Genomic DNA, 22,393 nt, shown 5'->3' on the forward strand with positions numbered 1-22,393 from the left:
AGCGTTCATCCTGAGCCAGGATCAAACTCTCATAAAAAAGATTGATTCGTTCAGAATTAACACTTGGCTAATTCATCCCTTTTTACTGTTTTAAAGGATCGTAATCAATTCGTTATCTCCCTGCGAACAGTTCGATAACCCGTTGAATACTTTCGATCGTTCAAACAAAAATTTTATAAAACTTCATTTGAATTTTCGAGGATGTGTTTTACTGTTCAGTTGTCAATGTTCATAACGGGATCACAACTCTGTCGCGTTCTGCAGCAGTGTTCCGATCCAGCGGAGATGAAGAGATTTGAACTCTTGCGCCGCTATTAACGACCTACTCCCTTTCCAGGGGAGCCCCTTCGGCCAGCTTGGGTACATCTCCATTCTGCTCGAATATCTCGACCAATTAAATTGTACTGCAATGCCGCGTTAATATTTCTCGCGCGAACAAATGATATGTTAGCACAACACATTTGTTTTGGCAAGCACTTTTTTCATTATTTTCATTTTCTTTTTCCCAGGGTCAAACGAAACATCCAACACCTATCTTTTTGCAGAGTACCGCGTCCACAGCACGCGAAACGGCGCATGGGCGTGGGGGAATGCCAAAACAAATCTTAAACGATTTTTATTAGTAGAGATACGTATTAGAAAATACCTCTTCCAGAACCTTAGCGGCTGTTTTACCGGTCTCTCAGATACAGCTTCGGGTCCGATCAACCGGCACATAATCCGGAATATCCGTTCCCGCATACCTGCTGATAAACGACGCCAGAATATGTCCAGTGAGCCCCCAGATTACTCCCTTTTCGGTTCTGTAGAAATATACCAGGTGTTTTTTCGAATGCCACGGGTAATTTTTTCCATCGGGAATCAATTCAAAGGGAAAATCCTCGGATGGCTGCGTAACAACGTGTGCAACATAGGTTTCTGGTTTGTGCTCCCGGAACCAGTCAAGCGGAACCGTAAAGGTATGATCCACTTCATCGCCGGACCAGGTATTCTGATAATCACGAAGGACTCCTACCACTGGCCACACCGGGGCACCTGCCGGGCCCATTACTCCGTCCATCTCTCCAAGAATCTCAATCTGGCTGCTTCCGACCAGAAGTTCTTCCTTTGTCTCCCTGACCGCCGCCTGCACTGCATTTTCTCCTTTTTCAAACCGTCCTCCCGGGAAACAGATTTCTCCCGGCTGTGCATGAAGAGAGGAAGCTCTTTTCTCAAACAAAATTCTGACCTCGCCGTTTTCTTCAAGCAATGGGATCAGGACAGCCGACGTCTGCCGCATCGGATATTCGGGATATCCCGGAGTTCGGCCAAGAAATCTGTCCCGTATTCTTTTCTCTTCCTGTATGATCATGTTTTCATCCTCTCTGATCATGTTCTCATTCTCTTTGATCACATTTTCCTCCACTATTTTCTTCCCGGCAGTGTTTGTACCGGAAATGCCACGGGTACACAGTCTGTCTGATCCGGAATTTATATCACGCTATACAGGAAGCAGCGCCGTCATATGATCCGAACTCAATAACCGTGTAAAAATGGTATAAGCCCGGAAGCTATGTGCCTCCGGGCTTATAAGCGCAGCGTGAGGGATTCGAACCCCCGTGCCGTTTCCAGCAAACGGTTTTCAAGACCGCCTCGTTATGACCGCTTCGATAACGCTGCCTGCAAAATATGTATGACCTGCCGTTTCTCAACGACAGATCATACTATACCATACGATTTTGTATATTTCAACGGAAATTTCAGCAATTCAGGTTTTTTTCTCCAGGAAACGCTCGGCAATATCCAGATCTTCCGGTGTAGTGATCTTTATATTAAAGTAATCTCCCTGGAATACATGCACGTCGCTGTTGCCCATCTCCTCCAGAACCATGGCGTCATCGGTGATTCCATCCTTATCAAACATCTGCAGTGTATCATATGCCTTCCGGATCAGATCGTATCGGAAAACCTGCGGAGTCTGCACGCTCCAGACCTTTGTCCGGATCGGAGTTTCCGATACAACGCCTTTTTCGTTCACAATCTTTATGGTGTCCTTAGCCTGCACCGCACAGACAGCAGTACCATACTGACGTGCCGTCTGATACCCCCGTTCGATGATGTCACCGGTGACAAAGGGACGGACGCCGTCATGTATAAAAACGTAATCCGAATCCACACAGGCAAGCAGGCCGGCATAAACGGACTCGTAGCGCTCCGCCCCTCCGATCACCAGCCTGGATACCTTTGTGTATCCGTATTTCTCTACGATATTTTCCCGGACATAATCTGTCGTATCTTTTCCAACAACCAGAATGATCTCATCGATTCTCTGAGAATTCTGAAACACGTCCAGCGTATATGCCAGCAGAGGTCTTCCCTTAAGTTCCAGGAACTGTTTGGATACCTTTCCGCCCATCCTCCTGCCGCTCCCGGCGGCAACGATCACAGCCGTGCATTTTTCCAGATTTGCAGCCATATGATCTCCCCTCTCCGTGCGGGACTGCACATTTTTTTACATTCTTCTCTTGTCCGTGCGGGACTGCACATTTTTACATTTTTCTCTTGTTCGTGCGGGACTGCACATTTTTTACATTCTTCCATTGTCCATGCAGGCTGCGTGTGTTCAGTGCTTTTTCCTTCGCCCGTGCGTCTTGCATGACTCCAGTTCACTGTTCCTCACCCGTGCGGGCTACATGTCTTCAATGTTTTTTCATCTTTCCCCGAGCTTGAGATTCGGCACGGCATTCAGATCCCATCCGCTTCTCGCGCCCTTCCGGAATTCATAATATCCGGCAACCGCGATCATTGCCGCATTGTCCGTACAATATACGGGTGACGGACGGTAAAACTTCATCCCGTTCTTTGCACAAGCCTTCTCCATCGCTGCCCGAAGCGCGGAGTTCGACGCCACACCGCCGGCTATCGCAAACTTTGTCACATGGTAATCTCTGGCACCGCGCATAGCTGTGTCCACAAGTGAATCCACAACCGCCTGCTGAAACGATGCCGCGACATCCGCCTGATTCCACTCCTGATGCATCATCGCACACTTGTTCAGATAATTCAGAACCGCAGATTTCAGGCCGCTGAAGCTGAAATCATAGTCCGTCATCTCCTGGTTCCCTCTGGCAAAGGTGAGCGAAGTCTTCCCCGTATCTGTGACATGAGATCTCGGGAATTCAATGGCGTGCGGGTTTCCTTCCTTTGACACCTTATCAATCTTCGGCCCTCCCGGATACCCGAGGCCGATGGCTCTTGCCACCTTGTCAAACGCCTCGCCGGCTGCATCGTCTCTCGTCCTGCCGAGGATCTCGAATTCCCCGTAATCCTTCACGATGACAAGATGCGTATGTCCCCCGGAGATAATCTCGCACATAAACGGCGGTTCCAGGTCCGGATGCTCAATATAATTAGCACTGACATGCCCTTCGATGTGATGCACGCCGACCAGTGGAATTTTTTTCGCATAGGCGATTGCTTTTGCCTCCGCCACGCCTACCAGGAGCGCCCCCACAAGACCAGGTCCGTACGTCACAGCAATTGCACTGATATCGTCCAGTGTCACCCCCGCATTCTTCAGTGCGAGACGAATGACCTGATTAATTTTCTCGATATGCTTCCGGGACGCAATCTCCGGGACTACGCCTCCGTATATGGTGTGGAGATCAATCTGTGAGGAAATCACATTTGACAGGACCTCCCGCCCGTTTCTGACAACAGCTGCGGCGGTCTCGTCACAGGAGCTTTCAATTCCAAGGATCAATGTATCTGACATATTCTTCTCCGTCATTTTCAATGTCCGGACCGGAAGCCCGGATTTCTTGTATTTCCGGCGTCCGGACCGACAGCCGGATTCCTTCCCTTCCAACATCCGGACCGGAAGCCCGGGTTACTGGTTATTCCTCATCAAATTTCAGTTCTGCCGTTTTTCCGTCCTTTCCGAGCTCTGTCCGCGGAAAAACCTTCTGCACCTCTTTAATATACCACTCCGGATGCACCATGGACGGGGAAAAATGAGTAAGCCACATTTCTCCGGGATCCGCCTCTACGGCGAGAGCAGCCGCCTCATACATTGTCATGTGCTTATGCTCCCTGGCCTTCTGTTCTTTTTCCGGTTCTCCGTACATTCCCTCCAGAATCATCAGATCCGACCCCTCTCCGTGCTCCGCGATCTGCTTTACTGGTCTGGTATCTGTGCAGTACGTTACCTTAAGTCCTCTTCGCGGAGGTCCCAGAACCATGTCCGGCGTGTAAACGGTGCCGTCCTCCTCCATCGTCTCGCCCTTCTGCAGAGGATTCCAGAACTTCAGCGGTATGTTTGCCGCTTTTGCCCTTGCCGCGTCAAACCTGCCTGCCCGTAGAATTTCTACGTTGTATCCGTAGCAGATCATATTGTGCTGAACTCGAAAAGCCGTGATACGGTAGCCGTGCAGCTCAAAAACCTGCTCCGGTTCAGTAATCTCAATCATTTCTATTTCAAACGGAAGTTCGGGCGCGATGACCCTCAATCCGCCGATGACCCGGTGCAGTCCCTTCGGTCCGATCAGCGTCAGCGGTTCCGTTCTGTCCGCATTGGCCATTGCAAGAAGGATTCCCGGCAGACCGCTGATGTGATCCGCATGAAAATGCGTGAAACAGATGATATCGATCGGCTTAAAGCTCCATCCGTTCTCCTTCATCGAGATCTGTGTTCCTTCGCCACAGTCGATCAGCAGACAGCTTCCGTTATATCTCGTAAGCAGAGACGTCAGCCAACGTTTCGGAAGCGGCATCATCCCGCCGGTGCCCAGCAGACAAACATCTAACATGTAATAACCTCTTTTTCTGTAAAATCTGTATGTTAATGTACCACAACCCTTACGTTTTGCCAACGCAAGATTATTCTGCGTGGAAAAAAACATGTCCTGATTGCTCGAAGAGAAGCAGAACGAGATAAAACACGCGGCGCGAGTTTTATCTCGCTATCGCGACGCTCGCGTAAAAAATATGAGCACCTGTGTGACACGCAAGTGACACTTAGGTGCTCATAGCAAATAATTGTAATTTACAATGTCAGTTCTCTTCCGTGACGCCTATGCGCACGGAGATTCTCAGCAAGTTCTCATGCCTCGCTAGCGGGATGCCACAAACGGTATAAGCTACAAATTGCTCCGTGCTCCACACCCGCACCCTATAAATATTCGGATCTCACGCCTAAGCACTTCATCCTCAGCGGATGGCATCCTTCATGCTTTTTACATAGCTGTAGATATATGGTGCGGCATCTTCTCCATACTTTGCCACAAGCCTGACAATTGCGCTCCCGACAATGACACCGTCCGCAATGGATGCCATTTCCTTCGCCTGCTCCGGCGTATTGATTCCGAACCCGATGGCCGCCGGAATCTCCGTGACCTCTTTGATGTGTCCGAGAATGGAACCGAGATCTGTCGTGATCTTCGATCTTACCCCGGTGACTCCCATGGACGATACAACGTAGATAAAGCCGCGCGCCTCGCCGGCAATCGTCCGGATTCTCTCCTCTGATGTCGGAGCAATCATGGAAATCACGTCGACGCCGTGCTTCGCGGCGATATCCGCGCACTCTCCCTTTTCTTCATATGGCATATCCGGGATGATGATTCCACTGATCCCGACCTCTTCACAGCGGTTAAAAAATCTCTCATATCCGTAATAGAATACGATGTTCAGGTATGTCATGAATACAAGAGGCATATCTGTTTCTTTTCTCAGATCCTCCACCATATCAAAGACCGTATCCGTAGTGGTTCCTGCCTCCAGAGACCGGAGATCCGCTTCCTGTATCACGACACCTTCCGCGATCGGATCCGAAAACGGAATGCCGATTTCGATCAGATCTGCTCCTGCCTTTTCCATCGTCAGGATAAATTCCTTCGTTTTTTCGATGGACGGGTCGCCCGCGGTGATAAATGGGATGAATGCCTTACCGTTTTTAAATGCGTCTGCTATTTTTTTACTCATCGATATCCACTCCTCTGTACTTTGCAATAGATGCCACATCCTTGTCACCGCGTCCGGACAGGCAGATAATGATGATCTGATCCTTGTCCATGGTCGGAGCAAGCTTTCTCGCATAGGCCACCGCGTGTGCACTCTCAACGGCAGGTATTATTCCCTCCGTACGTGAGAGGTACTCAAAGGCATCCACCGCCTCATCATCGGTCACCGGAACATAATCGGCACGTCCGATACTTTTCAGATACGCATGCTCCGGCCCGATTCCCGGATAATCAAGGCCTGCGGAAATCGAATACACCTTATCGATCTGTCCGTAATCATTCTGGCAGAACAGCGATTTCATTCCGTGGAAGACGCCGAGCTTTCCGACTGCCATAGTTGCCGCCGTTTCTCCTGTGTCCACACCTCTTCCTGCGGCCTCGCAGCCGATCAGTCTGACACCTTCATCCGGTATGAAGTTATAAAAGGCACCGATTGCGTTGGATCCTCCGCCGACGCAGGCCATCACGACATCAGGAAGGCGTCCTTCCTTCTCCAGAATCTGTTCCCTTGCTTCCTTTGAGATAACCGACTGGAAATCACGGACGATGGTCGGGAACGGATGCGGTCCCATGCAGGACCCGAGCACATAATGCGTATCTTCCACACGGCCGGCCCATTCGCGCATTGCTTCGTTAACAGCATCCTTCAGTACCATCGAGCCGCTTTTTACATGATGAACCTTCGCACCGAGAAGCTCCATCCGGTAGACGTTCAGCTTCTGCCTCTGGCAGTCGAGCTCTCCCATGAAGACCTCGCACTCCATGCCAAGCAGCGCGGCTACGGTAGCTGTCGCCACTCCGTGCTGTCCGGCTCCGGTCTCTGCAATGACCCTTGTTTTTCCCATCTTCTTCGCGAGAAGCACCTGTCCCAGGCAGTTATTGATCTTGTGGGCTCCCGTGTGGTTCAGATCTTCTCTTTTCAGATAGATCTTTGCTCCTCCGAGGTTCTTCGTCATTTTCTCCGCATAATAGAGGCGGGATGGACGGCCCGCATAATTCTTCATCAGCGAATCCAGTTCCGCCACGAATTCCGGATCATTCTTGTAATGGTTGTAAGCCTTCTCAAGATGAATCAGTTCATTCATCAGTGTTTCCGGAACATATTGTCCTCCAAATTCACCAAATCTTCCGTTTTGATTTGTCATTTTTTCCTCCAGTTCATAATACGAATATCATATGGTCGTTTCCTGAATAATCTCGCCCGCAGATCTACGCAGCAGCCGGTAAAATCTATCCCGACGGATCTACGCCGTGACCTGTTGGTTAATTACGCTTTGTAATCTTCTGTAAAATCTACCCCAACGGATTTGCGCAGCAGCCGGTGCTGTCCTGCCTTCGCAGATTCTCAATTGCCCGGCGGATTTTTTCCGGGTCCTTTACCCGGTCCGTCTCTACGCCGCTGCTCAGATCCAGGCAATATGGCCGAAACCGTTCCGCTGCCTCGCGGATGTTTTCCGGTGTGATGCCGCCGGCCAGAAAAAACGGCCTGCCGATATCCCGAATCAGCTTCCAGTCAAATCGCTGTCCGGTTCCGGCTCCGCTGTCGAGCAGCACATAATCTGCGATACTTGCCTTTGCGCGAAGCATGTCCCTCTCCGACGAAATCTTGAACGCCTTGATCACAGGCACCAGGGTATCCTGAAAAATCATGACCTTCCGCAGCTGCCGGATGTAATATTCGTCCTCGTCTCCATGCAGCTGAACAGCATTGATAATTCCTCTTTTCAGGTATTCCGCGATATACTCATAGGGCTCATTCACAAAAACGCCACAGGCCGTGATCGAGGGATCCAGCATAGCCCGAAGCTCCGCCGCCTGTTCCATCGTGATGTACCTCCAGAAACGGGAGGTACAGATGAAACCGATCGCATCCGGTCTCCAGCGGTTCGCCGCCCGGATATCCTCTTTCCTGCGCATTCCGCAGATTTTTATCTTGTACTGTTCCTTCCGCTGTTCCTTGCGCTCTTCCTTCAAATTTTCCTCCGTATTCGTGTATTTCTTTGCAAATGCTGCCGTAGAATCCCTTGCCTCAGTATTGGACATGTCAATCAAAATTTTTTATCTTACGAATATGTTCCTGTCTTTCGAATATATTCCTGTCTCTTGAATATGTTTTTGTCTCTTAAAGATGTTTTGTCTTTTGAACAGTTTCTTGTTATCTGACGGCACACTCCCGGCGAAGCAGGTCAAGCTCTGCTTTCTTGTCCGGGCTGCGCATCAGGGTCTCCCCGATCAGCACGGCATCGGTGCCATTACGAAATAGTTCTCCGACATCCTCCGGGGTCCGGATCCCACTCTCGGACACATAGAGAACGCCTTCCGGTATCCGGTCTCTGAGCCTTACAGAGTTCCGGACATCAACCGTAAAATCCTTCAGATTCCGGTTATTTACGCCGATAATCCGCGCTCCCGCGCGTACTGCCGTCTCAACCTCCTGTTCGTCATGTGCTTCCACAAGCGCAGAGAGTCCCAGCCCCTCCGCGATCTCCCGGTATTCCCGGATCTGCTCCTCGCTCAGGATGGCACATATCAGAAGTACCGCTGAGGCTCCCATCACCCTGGCCTGCCAGATCATATACGGATCAACGGTGAAATCCTTTCGAAGAACCGGTATATGCACCTCAGCAGCGATGTCTTCCAGATACCTGTCACTACCCAGAAAATAATCCGTCTCTGTCAGACAGGATATCGCGGACGCGCCCGCCTCCTCGTACTCTCTTGCGATTTTCAGATACGGAAAATCCGGCGCGATCAGTCCTTTTGACGGCGACGCCTTTTTGACCTCACAGATGAAGGACATCCCCGGTCGCGCCAGTGCCGCCTCAAAGGGGAATCCGCTATCCGCGTTCATGGACTCCGCCCGACGGCGAAGTTCCTCCGGAGGAATCTTTTTCTTTTGTTCCCGGATGCGGTTTCCTGTGGCTTCCGCCAGATCGTCTAATATCATATCATGTATCCTCCCTGTCCAGGCTGTTTCCCGATGCCGTGTGGCTCTTATATATCATATATCTTCCCTATCCCGGTTGCTTTTTGAATCCGCGTTGTTTTATTCATTGGATTCCCGGATATAAGCATCCAGAATTTTTTCTGCGCTCCCATTATCAATCTGTTCTGCGGCCTTCCGGATTCCCTCTTCGATGCTGTCAGCTTTTCCCGCGACATAGATTGCGGCTCCGGCATTCAGAAGCACCGCGTTTCTCTTTGTTCCCTGAATCTTTCCGCTCAGAATCTCCCTTGTGATGCGCGCGTTTTCCTCTGCGGTGCCTCCCACAAGCTCCTCCTTTTTGCCGCGTGCCAGGCCGAACTGTTCCGGTGTGATAACCATCGACTTGTAGTATCCGTCACGGAGCTCACAGATTGTGGTCGGAGCGCTTGCGGAGATCTCATCCAGACGATCCTGCCCGTATACAACGAGTGCACGTTTTACGCCGAGTTTATCCAGTACCTTGGCAATCGGTTCCACCAGATACTCATCGTACACGCCGAGGAGGAAGTACTCCGGATTTGCCGGATTCGTTAGCGGCCCAAGAATATTAAATACGGTCCGGATGCCAAGCTCCTTGCGGATCCCTCCTACATATTTCATGGCTGTGTGATACTTCTGGGCAAAAAGGAAACACACTCCCACATCTTTCAGAAGACGCAGTGCCTTCTCCGGATCCTGATTGATATTTGCTCCGAGCGCTTCCTGGCAGTCTGCAGTTCCGGAAAGTGAGGAAGCCGCGCGGTTTCCGTGCTTCGCGACCTTTACCCCGGCTGCCGCAATGACAAAGGCGCTCGTTGTGGATATATTAAAGGTATGGGACTTGTCGCCGCCTGTTCCCACAATCTCGAGGACCTCCATCCCGGGGTGTCTGACCGGAGTCGCGTATTCTCTCATTGCCTGCGCACATCCGGAAATCTCATCGATCGTTTCTGCCTTTGCGGATTTTGTGGATAGTGCGGCAAGAAAAGCAGCATTCTGGGTCTGCGTCGTCTTTCCGCTCATGATCTCATTCATTACGGTGTATGCTTCGTCATAGGTAAGATCCTGTTTGTCTACAATTTTTTCAATAGCTTCTTTGATCATTTTCGTTCCTCCTGTCCGACTGCACTATTCTTCACTTCTCTATGCCGCTCTGCTGCTCATTGCTTTTCTATCTGGTTCCGCTATTCTTCGTATCTTTATGCCGTTTTGTTAATCTTCGCCCTGTTCCTTTGCAGCGATTCCGCTGCTCGTCAGAAAATTGCGAAGCATCTGTTTTCCCTCCGGCGTCATAATCGATTCCGGGTGAAACTGCAATCCGTAAATTTTTCTTTCGATATCTGCTACTGCCATAACCTCCCCGTCGTCGGCCCTTGCGATTTCCCTGAGATGCGGCGGAAGCGTGTTCTCGACAACTGCCAGCGAATGATACCGCCCGACGGTCACCTCCTCCGGAAGCCCTGTAAAAATCGGTGCCGCCACGTCAAGCTTCACCCGGGACTGCTTACCGTGCATCAATTGTTTCGCATAAGAGATCACGGCGCCTGATGCTTCACAGATCGCCTGATGTCCGAGACACACCCCGAGGATCGGCACCTCTCCTCCCATCTTTCTCACAACCTCTTCGCAGACACCGGCATCCTTCGGCTTCCCGGGTCCCGGTGACAGGATGATGCAGTCCGGCTTCATGTCTCTGATTTCCCCGACGGTTTTTTCATTATTCCGAATCACCTGAATATCCGAATTCAGAGCGCCAATCAGCTGGTAAAGGTTATAAGAAAAACTATCGTAGTTATCAATTAACAGAATCATTCTTCTTCCTCCGCTTTCTCAAGAGCTTCTACAACAGCCCTTGCCTTGTTCCGGCATTCCTGATATTCCTTCTCGGGTACACTGTCTGCCACGATTCCGGCACCGGAGCGAACGAATACCTTCCCGTTCCGCTTATAAGCCAGTCGGATAGCGATGCAGACATCCAGGTTTCCCGTGAAATCCACATACCCGATTGCGCCGCCGTATATCCCTCTTTTGTCATGTTCCAGCTCATTGATCAGCTCGCAGGCCCGGAATTTCGGAGCTCCGGAGAGCGTTCCTGCCGGAAGCACGGAATCTACCGCATCAACAGCCTGCCTGTCATCGCGAAGCTGTCCCTTTACCGCCGAGCCGATGTGCATGACGTGAGAATACTTCTCAATGCACATATATTTTTCGACCTCTACGGTTCCAAATTTACATAACCTTCCAAGATCATTCCGCCCGAGGTCCACCAGCATGTTGTGCTCCGCCCGCTCTTTTTCATCGGAAAGAAGTTCCTTTTCAAGGCGCTGATCTTCCTGATCGTCGCGTCCTCTCGGCCGTGTTCCCGCCAGAGGAAATGTACGGATTTCCCCGTTTTCCACCTTCACGAGCGTTTCCGGAGAAGCGCCGGCAATTTCCACATCATCACCGGAAAAATAAAACATATAAGGGGACGGGTTTGTCGTTCTCAGAACACGATACGTATTCAGCAGGCTTCCCTCATATGCCGCCTTCATTGGATTTGAAAATACAAGCTGAAAAATATCCCCCTCCCGGATGTAATGTTTTATTTTTTCCACCTTCCCGGTGAACTCCTCCAGGGAGAGCTTCGGCTTCAGCGGCTCAAGCAGATGTCCCGCAGGCACTTTCTTCGGCTTCCCGTTCCGGATGATGTTCTCCATTTCATCGAGCTGCAGAATTGCCTTATTGTAATCGGTTTCCATGCACTCCGTGTGGATGTTGACAATCAGGAGAATCTTCTGGCGGAAATTATCATAGCAGATCAGCTTGTCAAACAGCATCAGGTTCACATCATCAAACCTGTCCTCATCCGGCGCGTCCAGCTTCAGCTCCGGTTCTCCGTACTGTATATAATCGTAGGAAAAATAGCCCACCAGTCCGCCGGTCAATGTGGGAAGCCCGGGAATCCGGGGTGATCTGTTCTCATGAATAATCTGTTTGATGTAGATGCCCGGGTGAGCGGTCTCCATCCTGATTTTGCCCCCGGCATTCACGGTCAGGATATGATCCTTACAGGAAATCTCCATCGACGGATCAAATCCAAGGAACGTGTATCTGCCCCACTGACGGCTGTCCTCTACACTTTCCAGAAGAAAACAGTGCGTACTGACATTCTGCAGAGCTCTCAAAGTTTCCACCGGGGTCCGGATGTCAGAGAGAATCTCTCTCGTCACCGGAATTCGCTTGTAATCACCGGATGATGCAATCCTCTTCACTTCTTCGAACGATGTCTGCTTCATAACCTTCCCTCCGTAATCAAATTCCCTGATACCGCTTACGCATGCACCGAGTCGTTTACATCAGGTTGCACGCCCCAGGTCTCCTTCAATTTTTTCGCCGCACACGAATACTTCGCATTCGGCTGCGGCTCACTGTTCGCGTAAATAACAAACCCGCCCATGACAGATTTTGTTCTGTCAAGGGCGGGTATAATCGTACAGTTTCGATTCCCGTGGTGCCACCTTGTATTTGTGTCTCCACACACTCATGAGATACCATCATATCTCCGGCATGTAACGTATGCCCTGCGTCAGAAGCTACTTATACCATAACCTGTTTTCATAATCCCGGTATTTTCACCCTGCCCTCAGTGGTCCATTTACGGATCAGCGTCCTGCCCGGCTCGCACCTCCCCGGACTCTCTGTGAGTGCCCCTTCCGCTTTATCTCCACTTCATCGGTTTAAACTGATGTAGTCTTAAATTATGTTGATATTAAACCACGTTTCACAGCTTCTGTCAAGAAAACTTTCTGAGAAATCCGCACCAAATTCGCATCTGAAATTCGTGCATTGCCGGCCTGTAATGCGCACGATTTTCCCACCTGATTTTTCGCTTTTAAAGCAAGGGTGATAAAGCTCTCGACTTTTCAGTTACCTCGCGGTTTCCCTGTGGTATTCACGCACCCAGCCGCCCAGCAGGGAGTTTACATCTCCTTCCGGCTTGTCCACCTTCAGGTCCCTGATCTCAGAAGCCAGTGATTCTCTGGTCCCCGTATCCGCCTTCAGATCATCCGCCAGCCTTTCAAAGGCTTCTTCTCCTTTTGCCAGATAAACAGAGCAGAGATAGTTTTCCAGTGTTTCCCTGGAATGAATACTGTTATAGGCTTCTCTCAGACATTCGACCGCTTCATCCATCTCGAAGAGTCTCGCATATGTAACTCCCATATTGTTGTATACCGTCCCGAGAAACTGCTCGCCGAGTCCTTCCATGTCTTTCATCGCAAGGATCCTCTTGTAGTCCTCGATTGCCTTCGTATATTTCCCGTAACCCACCAGAGAATCGGCCCGCAGACGCAGTCTCTCCGGTCCCGGCAGCTTCCGGTTGGCCTCGAGAGTTTTCTCAAAATTCTCACGATCCTGTACATAAATCCATCCCGTCTCGGCGTTGAGCGCGTGCAGTATTCTTCCAAGCGTCTGCACTCCCTCTCTGCGAATTCTCTCCAGAGACCTCACAAAATTACGGTCCTCCAGCTCCTCTCCAATCCATCCGATCAGGGCATCGTCAAAAAAATCCTCTTCGACCAGAGCCAGATTGTGGTCTGCAAAATAGCAGAGCTCCTCGATCGAATAGATATTCAGGTCAATGTCACGAATATAAAAAGGATGTTCCGCCCTCTTTACCTGACATAACACAGCCATGCTCATTCGTCTCACTCCTCCAGAATCTCACGCCAGACTTTCCCGGTTGCCGGATACATGTCTCCGAATCCCAGGTCTTCTACTTCGATGACACAGCGTTTTGCAGATTCACATGTCAGGTGAATTCGAAGACGGGTCGTCCCGTCCGGACGGTCATCGAGCTCCGGCAGCTGCATCACCGACACCTTCTGATCATTCTCATCCATGCGGTTGATCAAAAATCGAAGCTCATGCTCCTTGCCGATCAGAATGATCTCACAGACCTTGTCCGCCTCATACCAGTTTACTCCCGCGGCGATCAGAGGATAATAGGTCTCCCTCCCCTGAATGTTCATCTTCATGCCGATATTATTGCGGATGATATCATCCCCAAGATACAGACAGTCCGGGAATTTTCGCTGAACAACCTTCTCCCGTGCCGTATAACAGGCGCCTCTCGCATATAGATTGTCAACCACAAACACTTTCCGTCCCGCCCGGCACAGCAGTGCAATGGATCGACCCGCCCACGCACGGTCAAAAGTATCGCCCATCAGGAAGATACAGGAATACATATTCTGCCGCAGCGACGCATTGATCATATTATAGAACTGCTCATCCCAGAGACTTCTGTCCTGTTTCAGGCAGATCGTTATCCCCTCTTCCATTGTAAAAGTCACCGGCCTGGTCTGCGGATTCATATTCATCGACAGAAAAGATACCTTTTCCTCCTCAAAAATAAAAAATCCAACATTCCGGTTCCAGAGCTCTCTCTTCTGATAAATCGTGTGATAAAAACAACTCTCCTTATAATCCTGAAGAAAGGCGCGTGCCTTTGCGAGGCCAAGCTCCCGGTAGATTGATTTCACCAGATGCACCACCGGGCGGGTCAGGACAGGAACCGTGATCGTGATGCCCGCAATCTGTGACTCCGGATCACTCAGACCAAGTGTGTACAGTGCCTTCCTCATGGTCTCCGCGGCCTTCTGCTCAAGCTCGTTTCTCCGGCGGTCCCTCTCCTCTTCGTCCGGAAAATCATGAACCAGATTTTCGATTCCGTCGAGAATCTCCCGGAAGGAGACCATGTCATTTCCGACCTTCATCGGCGCGGTGACCGTATTTTCTTTCTCACGTTCGTAGTAACAGATCTGCGGCTGATTTCGATTGAGATCTATCCCTACAATCAATTCTCTTGCGCTCATCTGCTCCCCCTCAATTCATCAGCTTCAGCAGCAGCTGATCCTGCCGTTCTGCTCTGATAACTTTGCATCTGTTCCTCCTCAATCCATCAGCTTCAGGAACCGGTTGACAAAGCATTCCTGTCGCAGATACTGTTCCTCTGCTTCCCGCAGTTTTCCGTCATCTCCCTGATCCCGTGCCTCAAGCATGCGATTGAGAAGCCGGAACTTCGTTGCGCCGGAAGTGTCCATGTCTACAAGAGAAACCTCATAGGTATCGGAATCGCTGATTTTTCCATCGTCCATGACACTCATGTAATAACGCAGGCTCTCTCCATAGAACAGAAGAAACTCCTTCACAAAAATGCCGTGGTAGACATTATTCATCGGCTCGCTGATCCATTCTGTCTGTTCGCCGTCCTGTTCCTTCAGCTGATAATGAAGAATTACCCGGCTTCCCGGCCGGAACTGATCCTGAACAAACACCTTATCCTCGATCTGATATGCCTGAATCAGCCGCTTCGGAAGCTTGTGATAGAATTCGAAACGGAGCCCCTTCTCGTCCATCTGCTTCAGCAATACACCGGCTCTCTCCATCCGTTTTGCATCCAGGGAATCCAGGGTAGAATAATACCGTAAAAGAGCCAGCTTGCAGATCGTATAATCGACCTCTCCGCGGTCCATTGCATTTTCCATTGTGACAATCTCCGACTCAGATATCGCGCGTCCCCCGAGGAAATAATAATCCGAAAGATAGGACAGAAACGCCGCCGTTACCTCCGGTCTTCCCTGCTGACGGACGTAATCACAAAGAATTTTTCCCTCGTCGTCCGGGAACTGATGCGTCCGGATTGACTGCAGCAGGATCCGCTCGTCGAGGCTGAGCGTCTCCAGCTGAAATCCCTTCAGCTTTCTCCAGAGTCTGCACAGATTCCGGACAGAGCCCCGGTAATGATCCCGGAGATAACTCAGCATGACCTCATCGTATTTTTCCTTTTTAAATACATACTCAGTCAGCTGCAGCAGCTTCTCCCCGTCCTCTCCGTCACCGAGAATCAGCCGGCTGGACAGACGCAGCAGGAGCCTTGTGGGTACACCCTCACATCCGAATTCGGATATCACATGAAAGGCTTCCTCATATCTGCCCTCGCGGATCAGAAGCACAATTGTGCTCACTTTATCCGCCTCCGCATAACGATCGATTTCCTCCTCACTCATGTTCCGCGGAAGAACCTCTTCATCGGGATGCGCCATGTCATATTCCAGAAGCTTCCTCCGCAGAATTTTGCGGTACTCATCGGTAAACGCCTCATCTGTCACTGCCATCCGGTAAGCAGAAACCGTGCGGCTGTTGACGTCCATCTGAAACGCCTTCTCCCGGCAGATGGAAAGCTCAGCCCCAGGATGACTCACGCCCTGCTCCAGAATCGCATGCGCACTGTCCCTGGCGTCCATCAGCCTCGTTACTTCAAAAGGAATGGTTGTCGCGTACCGCCGATGATGCACATCCTCCATGAGCACAGCGGCATCATCGGTATAAATCCGGGGATAAGCCACCCCGTCCTTCACTGTCGCCGTTTCCTCTTCTTTCAGTGCGTAATGACTCACCACCACCTGCCGCACCATCGGATCCGTGACCGTGACCTTATGTACAAACAGAACATTCCCGAGCAGCTCCGCGATCTCCGGCGATTCCGGTTTCCGGAAATACTGCTGGTAAAGAACCGCGTAATTTTCGTTCATGCGTCCCTTTCGCAGAGATTCCATCGCGAAAGTCCGGATATAACGCCCATAGTTCAGAAAACTGGTATCGTCTTCCTCCCGGTTCAGTACGATACTGGCATAGAGCAGTGCACGTTTCTTCTCCGCAAGCTCGGTATTTGTCGCAAAATACATCAGGATCTGCTGTGGAAGTCTCTCCCCCGCCGGCTTGTGATAAGTCTCCATATAATATTCGTAGAGCCTTGTAATACGGAGATCATGAAGCACAGCCTTCTCATACCACGGAAAACAGCGCGAATCCACCGGATTTCCCTTGATCAGCAGCTTGCAGATCGCCTCAAGAACCGCATCGTTCGGATATTTTTGGTACCCGGCAGAAAGGATCCGGTACAACGGCCGGTTAAAGTTCTTCTCGTTATCGCTCAGAAAAGCAGTTCTCTGAAGCAGTCCCTCGGTGATAAAATTGTGCTTCAGACCGAAATTCAGAACCTGAATCATGAACGGTGAAAGTCTGCGCAGGAGAGACTCCTCCCTCGCCAGAAGGTTCCACGCATCCAGATACAAAAAAGGGCTCATAGATCCGGCGTTGAAGCAGTCCTCATATTCCTGCATACGGTCCGCCGAATTTATGATCTCCGTGTTCTCTTCCTGATGGCAAAGCTTCAGCAGAAGATAGCTTCCCGGATTCTTCCGGTAGTATTTTGCAAGAAGCGGAAGAATGTCACGCTTCTCCTCAGGCAGCAGCCCCACCTCCTTTGCCAGCGAGAGATAAATTCCCTTCTCCTCGCTGTTCGCGGGGCTGACCCGGCCGTCTTTCATCGGCCACAGCCGCTCCATTGCCTTACCATTGTCGTCTCTGGAAAACTCCAGATAGGCAGCATAAAGAATTGCGGCCGAATCGTCTGGATTCTCCTCGAGCATCTCATGCACTGTCATGGAAGATGACTCCAGCCAGCTGCGGTAATCCAGCTTGTGAAGCTGAAGGCTCAGAAAATCTCTCATCAGCCAGGCGACCTTCCTGCTCCGAACTGCAGATGGAAGGATCTCCGACTCCTCTTTTCGGGATGCCTCAACAATATATTCGAGATTCTGGTGAACACTGCGGATCCGGATTTTTCCAAACGATTTTCCCTCACCGAGTCTGTCACTGTGGACAACATATTCCAGTCCGTAGACCTTCCCGATAAAGTCCTCGGTGGTAATCACCTTTTTCGTCACCTCGAGGAAATCGCCCTCCACCTCAACCTCAAGCCGGATGTATCCCCATGTATTGCGATAGACATACAAGGTATCCTTCTGAGATACATCCAGGTGATATACTGCCTTCTGCTGCTTATCGAGAGTGATCTCGATTGGCTCCTTCTTGCCGGTCGAGACGAGAAATTCCTCAAGATGCTGGTAGGTAACCGGATTGTGTGACATCCCGCGGTACAGTCCCAGATACTGCCGGTTGTTCCCGTTCAGGATTCTCGCAAATCCCGGATCCGTAAACATCAGAAATCCCTCCCTAAGACTTTTCTGGCAAAGCCTGGAGAAATCATCCAGTGTCCGGACCTCCGATTCTTCTCCATCTCCCGGAACATCCACGATCTCCGCGTACACAGGATATTCTTTCTCGGCAATATTGCTGCTGACCAGGATACTGCCCCGGATACTCTGCCCGGAGAGCAGCCCTTTGGTAATCACAAGGAAGCTGATCTCACAGTCCTCTCCCTCAAATTCCGTTGTCAGAAGATGAATCCTGTAATCCTCCGACAATACGCTTCCCCGGATGGTACTGCCGTCCGATGCGCAGACATGAAGGGTCCCTCTGCGGACCTCTCCCTCTCCTACTACAATACGATATTCTTCTTCAGAGAAAACCAGCTTCGGAAGATCATACACGAACCCGGCTTCAATTACTCCGTCCTTATTCTTCAATACTCCCACCTTATCTTAAGCGGACACACGTCATGCCGCCACGATGTTCCCTGGCTCAGCGCGCATATACGATCTTTTCTGTCAAATCGAACGTATATTACGCACTGTCTCAGCACATTTACGATACTCTCTGACTCATCAAACATATACGTTTCTTTCTGACCCGGACAGCACATACGCTTGACGAATATCCGCATTCGAATTAAACTTAGTTCCGAATGAGAACGCCTTTTGGAGTCTCATCCACATTGAAGTATACAACATCCACAGAACCTGCGCAATGTTCTGACCGGTGCACGTGATATCTGTTCATGTGTATGTGCAATTGACAAGGCAGAAAACCGCTCTAAGTTAGAAATCGAGGTGTCATCTATGGCTCAGTTTACCTTGAAGCACAAGGATCATTTTCATGGAAGCGACCTGGAAAAAATAGAAGAGATCTACCATATCCCAAAGGAAAAGATCACCAGCTTTTCCGCCAACATCAATCCACTCGGAATCTCCCGCAATCTTCGGGAATCCATCAGTGAGCACATCGACGTCATTCAGGCCTATCCTGACCGGGAGTATAAGGACCTTCGAAAAGTGATCGCAGAGTACGCGGGCACCACCTACGAAAATGTCATTGTCGGAAACGGCTCCACCGAGCTGATCTCCCTGATGATTCAGGCAGATGCACCGAAAAAAGCAATGATTCTCGGTCCCTCATATTCCGAATACGAAAGAGAAATATCTCTGAGAGGCGGTCAGACCGTCTATTATCCCCTGAAGGAAGAAGAGGATTTTCAGCTGAATCCTGACGATCTGTGCCGTCATCTGACGGACGACCTGGATCTCCTGATTCTGTGTAATCCGAACAATCCGACCTCAACCGCGATCTCCAACGAGAAGATGCGCACCATCCTCGATGCCTGCATGGTGCACGGCATTTTTGTGATGGTGGATGAGACATATGTAGAATTTACGCACGCAGATGAAAAGATCTCCTCGGTTCCGCTTACCGACTCGTACACAAACATCGTTGTCCTGAGAGGCACTTCCAAATTCTTTGCTGCTCCGGGTCTCCGTCTCGGCTACGCGATCACCTGCAACACAGACCTGATCCGTAAGGTCATCTCCCTGCAGAACCCCTGGTCCATCAGCTCCATCGCCGAGGTCGCCGGAAGGCTGATGTTCGGCGATACGGAATATATCAATCAGACACGTACTCTGATCGACACCGAACGCACCCGGATCTACCGTGAGCTTGAGACCTGGAATACCATTAAAGTATACCGCCCGAAGGCGAACTTCATCCTCGTGCGGATTCTCCGGGAGGATATGGACGCGGACATTCTCTTCGACCACTGCATCCGGAAGGGACTCATGATCCGCAACTGTTCCACCTTCCCCTTCCTCTCCAACAAATACTTCCGGTTCTGCTTCATGAATCCCGAAGACAACGACCGCCTCCTCGCCCAACTCCGCAGAGACGTGAGTGTATAAGCTCTTCGAAAGCATATCCAGGATCGTCACACGCGAAGCGTGTGTAAGAGACTGGATATGTTTTCGAAGGCAACAAGCATGAGCACGAAGGGACGCGCCAGCGGGACGAAAGTGCTCATGCTTGTAGGATTGCGGAAGTGCGCAGCACAAAGCAATCCGCAGCTTATACAGTCACAATCGATCATAAGCTCTTCGAAAACATATCCAGGCCGCCTTCCGCGAAGCGTGTGTAAGAGACTGGATATGTTTTCGAAGGCAACAAGCATGAGCACGAAGGGACGCGCCAGCGGCACGAAAGTGTCTAAACCATCTCATTGATCACGCCGCTGCGGTAAGCCTTCAGTAGCTCCTTCAGCTCATCAATCCTCTCCTTCAGCCGGCGTCCGATATCTGTATCGCTGACATGAAGCCTGTGCGGCGCGTTCATAACCAGAATCCTGTCTCCGTGAATATCTGTCTCATTCCGGACGGCATCCTCCGTGGAGGTAAAAGGCTTCAGCGCCACCAGCTGCATTCCGTACGAATTGTAGATGAGAGTATACCCTGCAATCCCCGTCTTGCCCTGATATGCTTTCGAAAAGCCTCCGTCGATGATCAGCACCTTCCCGCTGCATTTCACGGGACTTTCGCCGGAACTTTGCAGCACCGGTACATGTCCGTTCACAATATGCGCGTCTTCTGGAAGACCGAATTCCCGAAGAACCCGGTTCATGATCTCCTCATTGTTTAAAAGCTGGTAGTACGGGTTTTTATGCTCGACATGTGTTTCCTTCTCCGCAATGAAATATCGCTCGAAGGTTGCCATTTTATCCTTCCCGAACAAAGGCGACTGCGGGCTGCACCAGATCCAGTAGATGATATCACGTCCTTTTTTCCGCTCTTCTTCGTTTACGGCGAAAAACGCCTTCCGGACGTACTTTTCCAGCTCGTCGTACAGCTCCCTCCCGCACAGTTTTTTCCCGAACACGTCTACCTTCATAAATTCTCCGTCTTCGGTCAGCGGCATACAGCCATGATAGAGAAGATTGTTGTTGTAGATACAGTACAGTTTTCCCTTGTTCAGGAGAAGATTCATATGCTGATAGAGCTTCTCACATTGCGTGAACGCCCGCTGCATCCGCTCCATCACCTCCGTCTCATCCGCCGTCAGGCGGTACGGATCCGATGGATCAATTGTCGGAAAATTATGATCAAGAAGTGCGTATTCCTTTCCGTCCAGCCGTATGACCCCTCTTTCGTAATCAATCTTGTCAAGAAGCATACGGTCCTCCATATGGAACTCCGGATGCTCTCCAAAGAGCTGTCCCTCCAGCTTAAACTGAATGATGGAAATTGCCTTGTGCATTCTCATGTTCAATTCATTTTCATTGGGCAGCCGGGTGCTGTTCTCTCCCTTCAGCCTGAAGAGAGAACAGGGATCATCGCCGTAGACCCGGGTGGCGAACGTTGCCAGAGGGATCATATTGATGCCGTATCCGTCCTCCAGAATGTCGAGATTCCCATATCTCGCACAAATTCTGAGAACTGTGGCGATACAGGGCAGCGATCCTGCGGAAGCTCCCATCCAGACGATGTCATGGTTGCCCCAGCAGATATCCAGAGAATGATAGCTCATCAGACGGTCCATGATTCTCTCCGGACCCGGACCCCTGTCATAGATATCACCCAGAATATGCAGATGATCCACAACCATCTGCTGAATCAGATGGCAGAGTGCCACGATAAAATCTTCCGCTCTCTGGATATCTATGATCGTATCCACAATAGAATTATAGTACGCCTCCTTGTCCAGAACATCCGGCTTCTCCGTGATCAGCTCCTCGATCACATAGGCATAGTCTTTCGGCAGCTGCTTACGCACCTTTGACCTCGTATATTTGGAGGATGCCTTCTTGCAGATCTGAATCAGCCGGTACAGAGTGATTTTGTACCAGTCGTCCATGTTCTCTTCCGTCTGACGTATGAGTGCCATCTTCTCATTTGGATAATAGATCAGCGTTGCCAGAGCGCTCTTGTCCGCCTCACTGAGCGTATGGTCGAACACCTCATCGATCTTTTTCTTTACGGAACCGGAGCCGTTCTTCAGCACATGCGAAAAAGCCTCATATTCTCCGTGAATATCCGTGATAAAGTGTTCGGTACCCTTGGGCAGATTTCGTATAGCTTCCAGATTTATAATTTCTGTTGACGCAGCGGCAATGGTCGGATACAGCTCCGCCAGCCGCTGCAGGTATCTCAATTCCAGATTTTCCATGTAAAAGTCCTCCCTGTTTGCGCCCCTTTATCCAGATACCCTCCGGCCTGGTCTTGGATTTTTCCTGCCCGGTCTGTAGTTCTTCCGCCCAGATCTGTGATTCTGCTCACCCGGCCTGTGGTTCTGCCGCCCAGATCTGTGATTCTGCTCACCCGGTCTGTAGTTCTGCCGCCCAGATCTGTGATTCTGCTCACCCGGCCTGTGATTCTGCCGC

At 50.5% G+C, this 22,393-nt stretch carries 17 protein-coding genes and 2 tRNA genes; 1 reads left to right on the plus strand and 18 read right to left on the minus strand.

From position 1 onward, the window contains the following. Nucleotides 1–280: 280 nt before the first annotated feature. The 16 genes from ACTNDI_RS05550 to ACTNDI_RS05625 all read right to left on the minus strand — a co-directional run bounded on the left by ACTNDI_RS05550 (nt 281) and on the right by ACTNDI_RS05625 (nt 18,440). Nucleotides 281–370, minus strand: a tRNA-Ser gene (locus ACTNDI_RS05550). A 312-nt stretch (nt 371–682) separates the two neighbouring features. After that, entirely contained in the window at nt 683–1,393 is a 711-nt protein-coding gene (locus ACTNDI_RS05555; protein WP_441099771.1) for an NUDIX hydrolase, read from the minus strand. Nucleotides 1,394–1,573: 180 nt separating this feature from the next. After that, nucleotides 1,574–1,659, minus strand: a tRNA-Ser gene (locus tag ACTNDI_RS05560). 88 nt (nt 1,660–1,747) lie between these two features. Continuing rightward, nucleotides 1,748–2,455 (minus strand): 2-C-methyl-D-erythritol 4-phosphate cytidylyltransferase, encoded by a 708-nt coding sequence (gene ispD / locus ACTNDI_RS05565; RefSeq protein ID WP_441099772.1) that lies wholly within the window; start codon nt 2,453–2,455, stop codon nt 1,748–1,750. Nucleotides 2,456–2,689: 234 nt separating this feature from the next. Then, nucleotides 2,690–3,769, minus strand: coding sequence for a tRNA (adenosine(37)-N6)-threonylcarbamoyltransferase complex transferase subunit TsaD (tsaD, locus tag ACTNDI_RS05570; RefSeq protein WP_441099773.1), 1,080 nt, complete (start codon nt 3,767–3,769; stop codon nt 2,690–2,692). A gap of 106 nt (nt 3,770–3,875) precedes the next feature. Beyond that, nucleotides 3,876–4,787 (minus strand): ribonuclease Z, encoded by a 912-nt coding sequence (locus ACTNDI_RS05575; protein ID WP_441099774.1) that lies wholly within the window; start codon nt 4,785–4,787, stop codon nt 3,876–3,878. A 400-nt stretch (nt 4,788–5,187) separates the two neighbouring features. Further along, nucleotides 5,188–5,961, minus strand: a complete 774-nt coding sequence (gene trpA / locus ACTNDI_RS05580; protein ID WP_441099775.1) for a tryptophan synthase subunit alpha — start codon at nt 5,959–5,961, stop codon at nt 5,188–5,190. Then, on the minus strand, nt 5,954–7,144 hold the full coding sequence (trpB, locus tag ACTNDI_RS05585; protein ID WP_441099777.1) for a tryptophan synthase subunit beta: 1,191 nt from the start codon (nt 7,142–7,144) through the stop codon (nt 5,954–5,956). The genes trpA and trpB overlap by 8 nt, the downstream gene beginning before the upstream one ends. A 148-nt stretch (nt 7,145–7,292) precedes the next feature. Next, nucleotides 7,293–8,042 carry a phosphoribosylanthranilate isomerase gene (locus ACTNDI_RS05590; protein WP_441099947.1) on the minus strand — a complete coding sequence of 250 codons (750 nt, stop codon included), beginning with the start codon at nt 8,040–8,042 and terminating at the stop codon, nt 7,293–7,295. A gap of 112 nt (nt 8,043–8,154) precedes the next feature. Next, nucleotides 8,155–8,946, minus strand: coding sequence for an indole-3-glycerol phosphate synthase TrpC (gene trpC / locus ACTNDI_RS05595; protein ID WP_441099779.1), 792 nt, complete (start codon nt 8,944–8,946; stop codon nt 8,155–8,157). Nucleotides 8,947–9,045: 99 nt separating this feature from the next. Continuing rightward, nucleotides 9,046–10,068: an anthranilate phosphoribosyltransferase gene (gene trpD / locus ACTNDI_RS05600; RefSeq protein WP_441099780.1), complete on the minus strand. Its 1,023-nt coding sequence runs from the start codon at nt 10,066–10,068 to the stop codon at nt 9,046–9,048. Between the two features lie 108 nt (nt 10,069–10,176). After that, entirely contained in the window at nt 10,177–10,776 is a 600-nt protein-coding gene (locus ACTNDI_RS05605; protein WP_441099781.1) for an anthranilate synthase component II, read from the minus strand. Then, on the minus strand, nt 10,773–12,242 hold the full coding sequence (gene trpE / locus ACTNDI_RS05610; RefSeq protein WP_441099782.1) for an anthranilate synthase component I: 1,470 nt from the start codon (nt 12,240–12,242) through the stop codon (nt 10,773–10,775). The genes ACTNDI_RS05605 and trpE overlap by 4 nt, the downstream gene beginning before the upstream one ends. Nucleotides 12,243–12,873: 631 nt before the next feature. Then, nucleotides 12,874–13,647 carry a hypothetical protein gene (locus tag ACTNDI_RS05615; RefSeq protein WP_441099783.1) on the minus strand — a complete coding sequence of 258 codons (774 nt, stop codon included), beginning with the start codon at nt 13,645–13,647 and terminating at the stop codon, nt 12,874–12,876. 5 nt (nt 13,648–13,652) lie between these two features. After that, nucleotides 13,653–14,822 carry a DUF5716 family protein gene (locus ACTNDI_RS05620; protein ID WP_441099784.1) on the minus strand — a complete coding sequence of 390 codons (1,170 nt, stop codon included), beginning with the start codon at nt 14,820–14,822 and terminating at the stop codon, nt 13,653–13,655. Nucleotides 14,823–14,900: 78 nt separating this feature from the next. Next, on the minus strand, nt 14,901–18,440 hold the full coding sequence (locus ACTNDI_RS05625; protein WP_441099785.1) for a DUF5717 family protein: 3,540 nt from the start codon (nt 18,438–18,440) through the stop codon (nt 14,901–14,903). A 372-nt stretch (nt 18,441–18,812) separates the two neighbouring features. Between ACTNDI_RS05625 and ACTNDI_RS05630 the strand changes: the two genes are divergently transcribed. After that, the gene (locus ACTNDI_RS05630) at nt 18,813–19,925 is read left to right on the plus strand and encodes a pyridoxal phosphate-dependent aminotransferase (protein WP_441099786.1); all 1,113 of its coding nucleotides are present in this window, start codon (nt 18,813–18,815) and stop codon (nt 19,923–19,925) included. Between the two features lie 301 nt (nt 19,926–20,226). On the opposite strand, the gene ACTNDI_RS05635 is transcribed toward ACTNDI_RS05630, so the two are convergent. Together ACTNDI_RS05635 and ACTNDI_RS05640 are read right to left on the minus strand one after the other, a co-directional pair. Beyond that, nucleotides 20,227–22,179 carry a fructose-1,6-bisphosphatase gene (locus ACTNDI_RS05635; protein WP_441099787.1) on the minus strand — a complete coding sequence of 651 codons (1,953 nt, stop codon included), beginning with the start codon at nt 22,177–22,179 and terminating at the stop codon, nt 20,227–20,229. Then, nucleotides 22,161–22,373 carry a hypothetical protein gene (locus ACTNDI_RS05640; RefSeq protein ID WP_441099788.1) on the minus strand — a complete coding sequence of 71 codons (213 nt, stop codon included), beginning with the start codon at nt 22,371–22,373 and terminating at the stop codon, nt 22,161–22,163. The genes ACTNDI_RS05635 and ACTNDI_RS05640 overlap by 19 nt, the downstream gene beginning before the upstream one ends. Nucleotides 22,374–22,393 lie beyond the last annotated feature (20 nt).

It is taken from the genome of Bilifractor sp. HCP3S3_D3, from assembly GCF_052063915.1.
Classification (GTDB): domain Bacteria; phylum Bacillota; class Clostridia; order Lachnospirales; family Lachnospiraceae; genus Bilifractor.

Excerpts from the sequence above, each read along its gene's own strand:
- trpC (WP_441099779.1), bottom strand. The coding sequence starts at position 8,946 with ATGATATTAGACGATCTGGCGGAAGCCACAGGAAACCGCATCCGGGAA.
- tsaD (WP_441099773.1), bottom strand. The coding sequence starts at position 3,769 with ATGACGGAGAAGAATATGTCAGATACATTGATCCTTGGAATTGAAAGC.
- ACTNDI_RS05615 (WP_441099783.1), bottom strand. The coding sequence starts at position 13,647 with ATGAGCATGGCTGTGTTATGTCAGGTAAAGAGGGCGGAACATCCTTTT.
- trpA (WP_441099775.1), bottom strand. The coding sequence starts at position 5,961 with ATGAGTAAAAAAATAGCAGACGCATTTAAAAACGGTAAGGCATTCATC.
- ACTNDI_RS05635 (WP_441099787.1), bottom strand. The coding sequence starts at position 22,179 with ATGGAAAATCTGGAATTGAGATACCTGCAGCGGCTGGCGGAGCTGTAT.
- ispD (WP_441099772.1), bottom strand. The coding sequence starts at position 2,455 with ATGGCTGCAAATCTGGAAAAATGCACGGCTGTGATCGTTGCCGCCGGG.
- ACTNDI_RS05575 (WP_441099774.1), bottom strand. The coding sequence starts at position 4,787 with ATGTTAGATGTTTGTCTGCTGGGCACCGGCGGGATGATGCCGCTTCCG.
- ACTNDI_RS05605 (WP_441099781.1), bottom strand. The coding sequence starts at position 10,776 with ATGATTCTGTTAATTGATAACTACGATAGTTTTTCTTATAACCTTTAC.
- ACTNDI_RS05620 (WP_441099784.1), bottom strand. The coding sequence starts at position 14,822 with ATGAGCGCAAGAGAATTGATTGTAGGGATAGATCTCAATCGAAATCAG.
- trpE (WP_441099782.1), bottom strand. The coding sequence starts at position 12,242 with ATGAAGCAGACATCGTTCGAAGAAGTGAAGAGGATTGCATCATCCGGT.
- ACTNDI_RS05590 (WP_441099947.1), bottom strand. The coding sequence starts at position 8,042 with ATGTCCAATACTGAGGCAAGGGATTCTACGGCAGCATTTGCAAAGAAA.
- trpD (WP_441099780.1), bottom strand. The coding sequence starts at position 10,068 with ATGATCAAAGAAGCTATTGAAAAAATTGTAGACAAACAGGATCTTACC.
- ACTNDI_RS05630 (WP_441099786.1), top strand. The coding sequence starts at position 18,813 with ATGGCTCAGTTTACCTTGAAGCACAAGGATCATTTTCATGGAAGCGAC.
- trpB (WP_441099777.1), bottom strand. The coding sequence starts at position 7,144 with ATGACAAATCAAAACGGAAGATTTGGTGAATTTGGAGGACAATATGTT.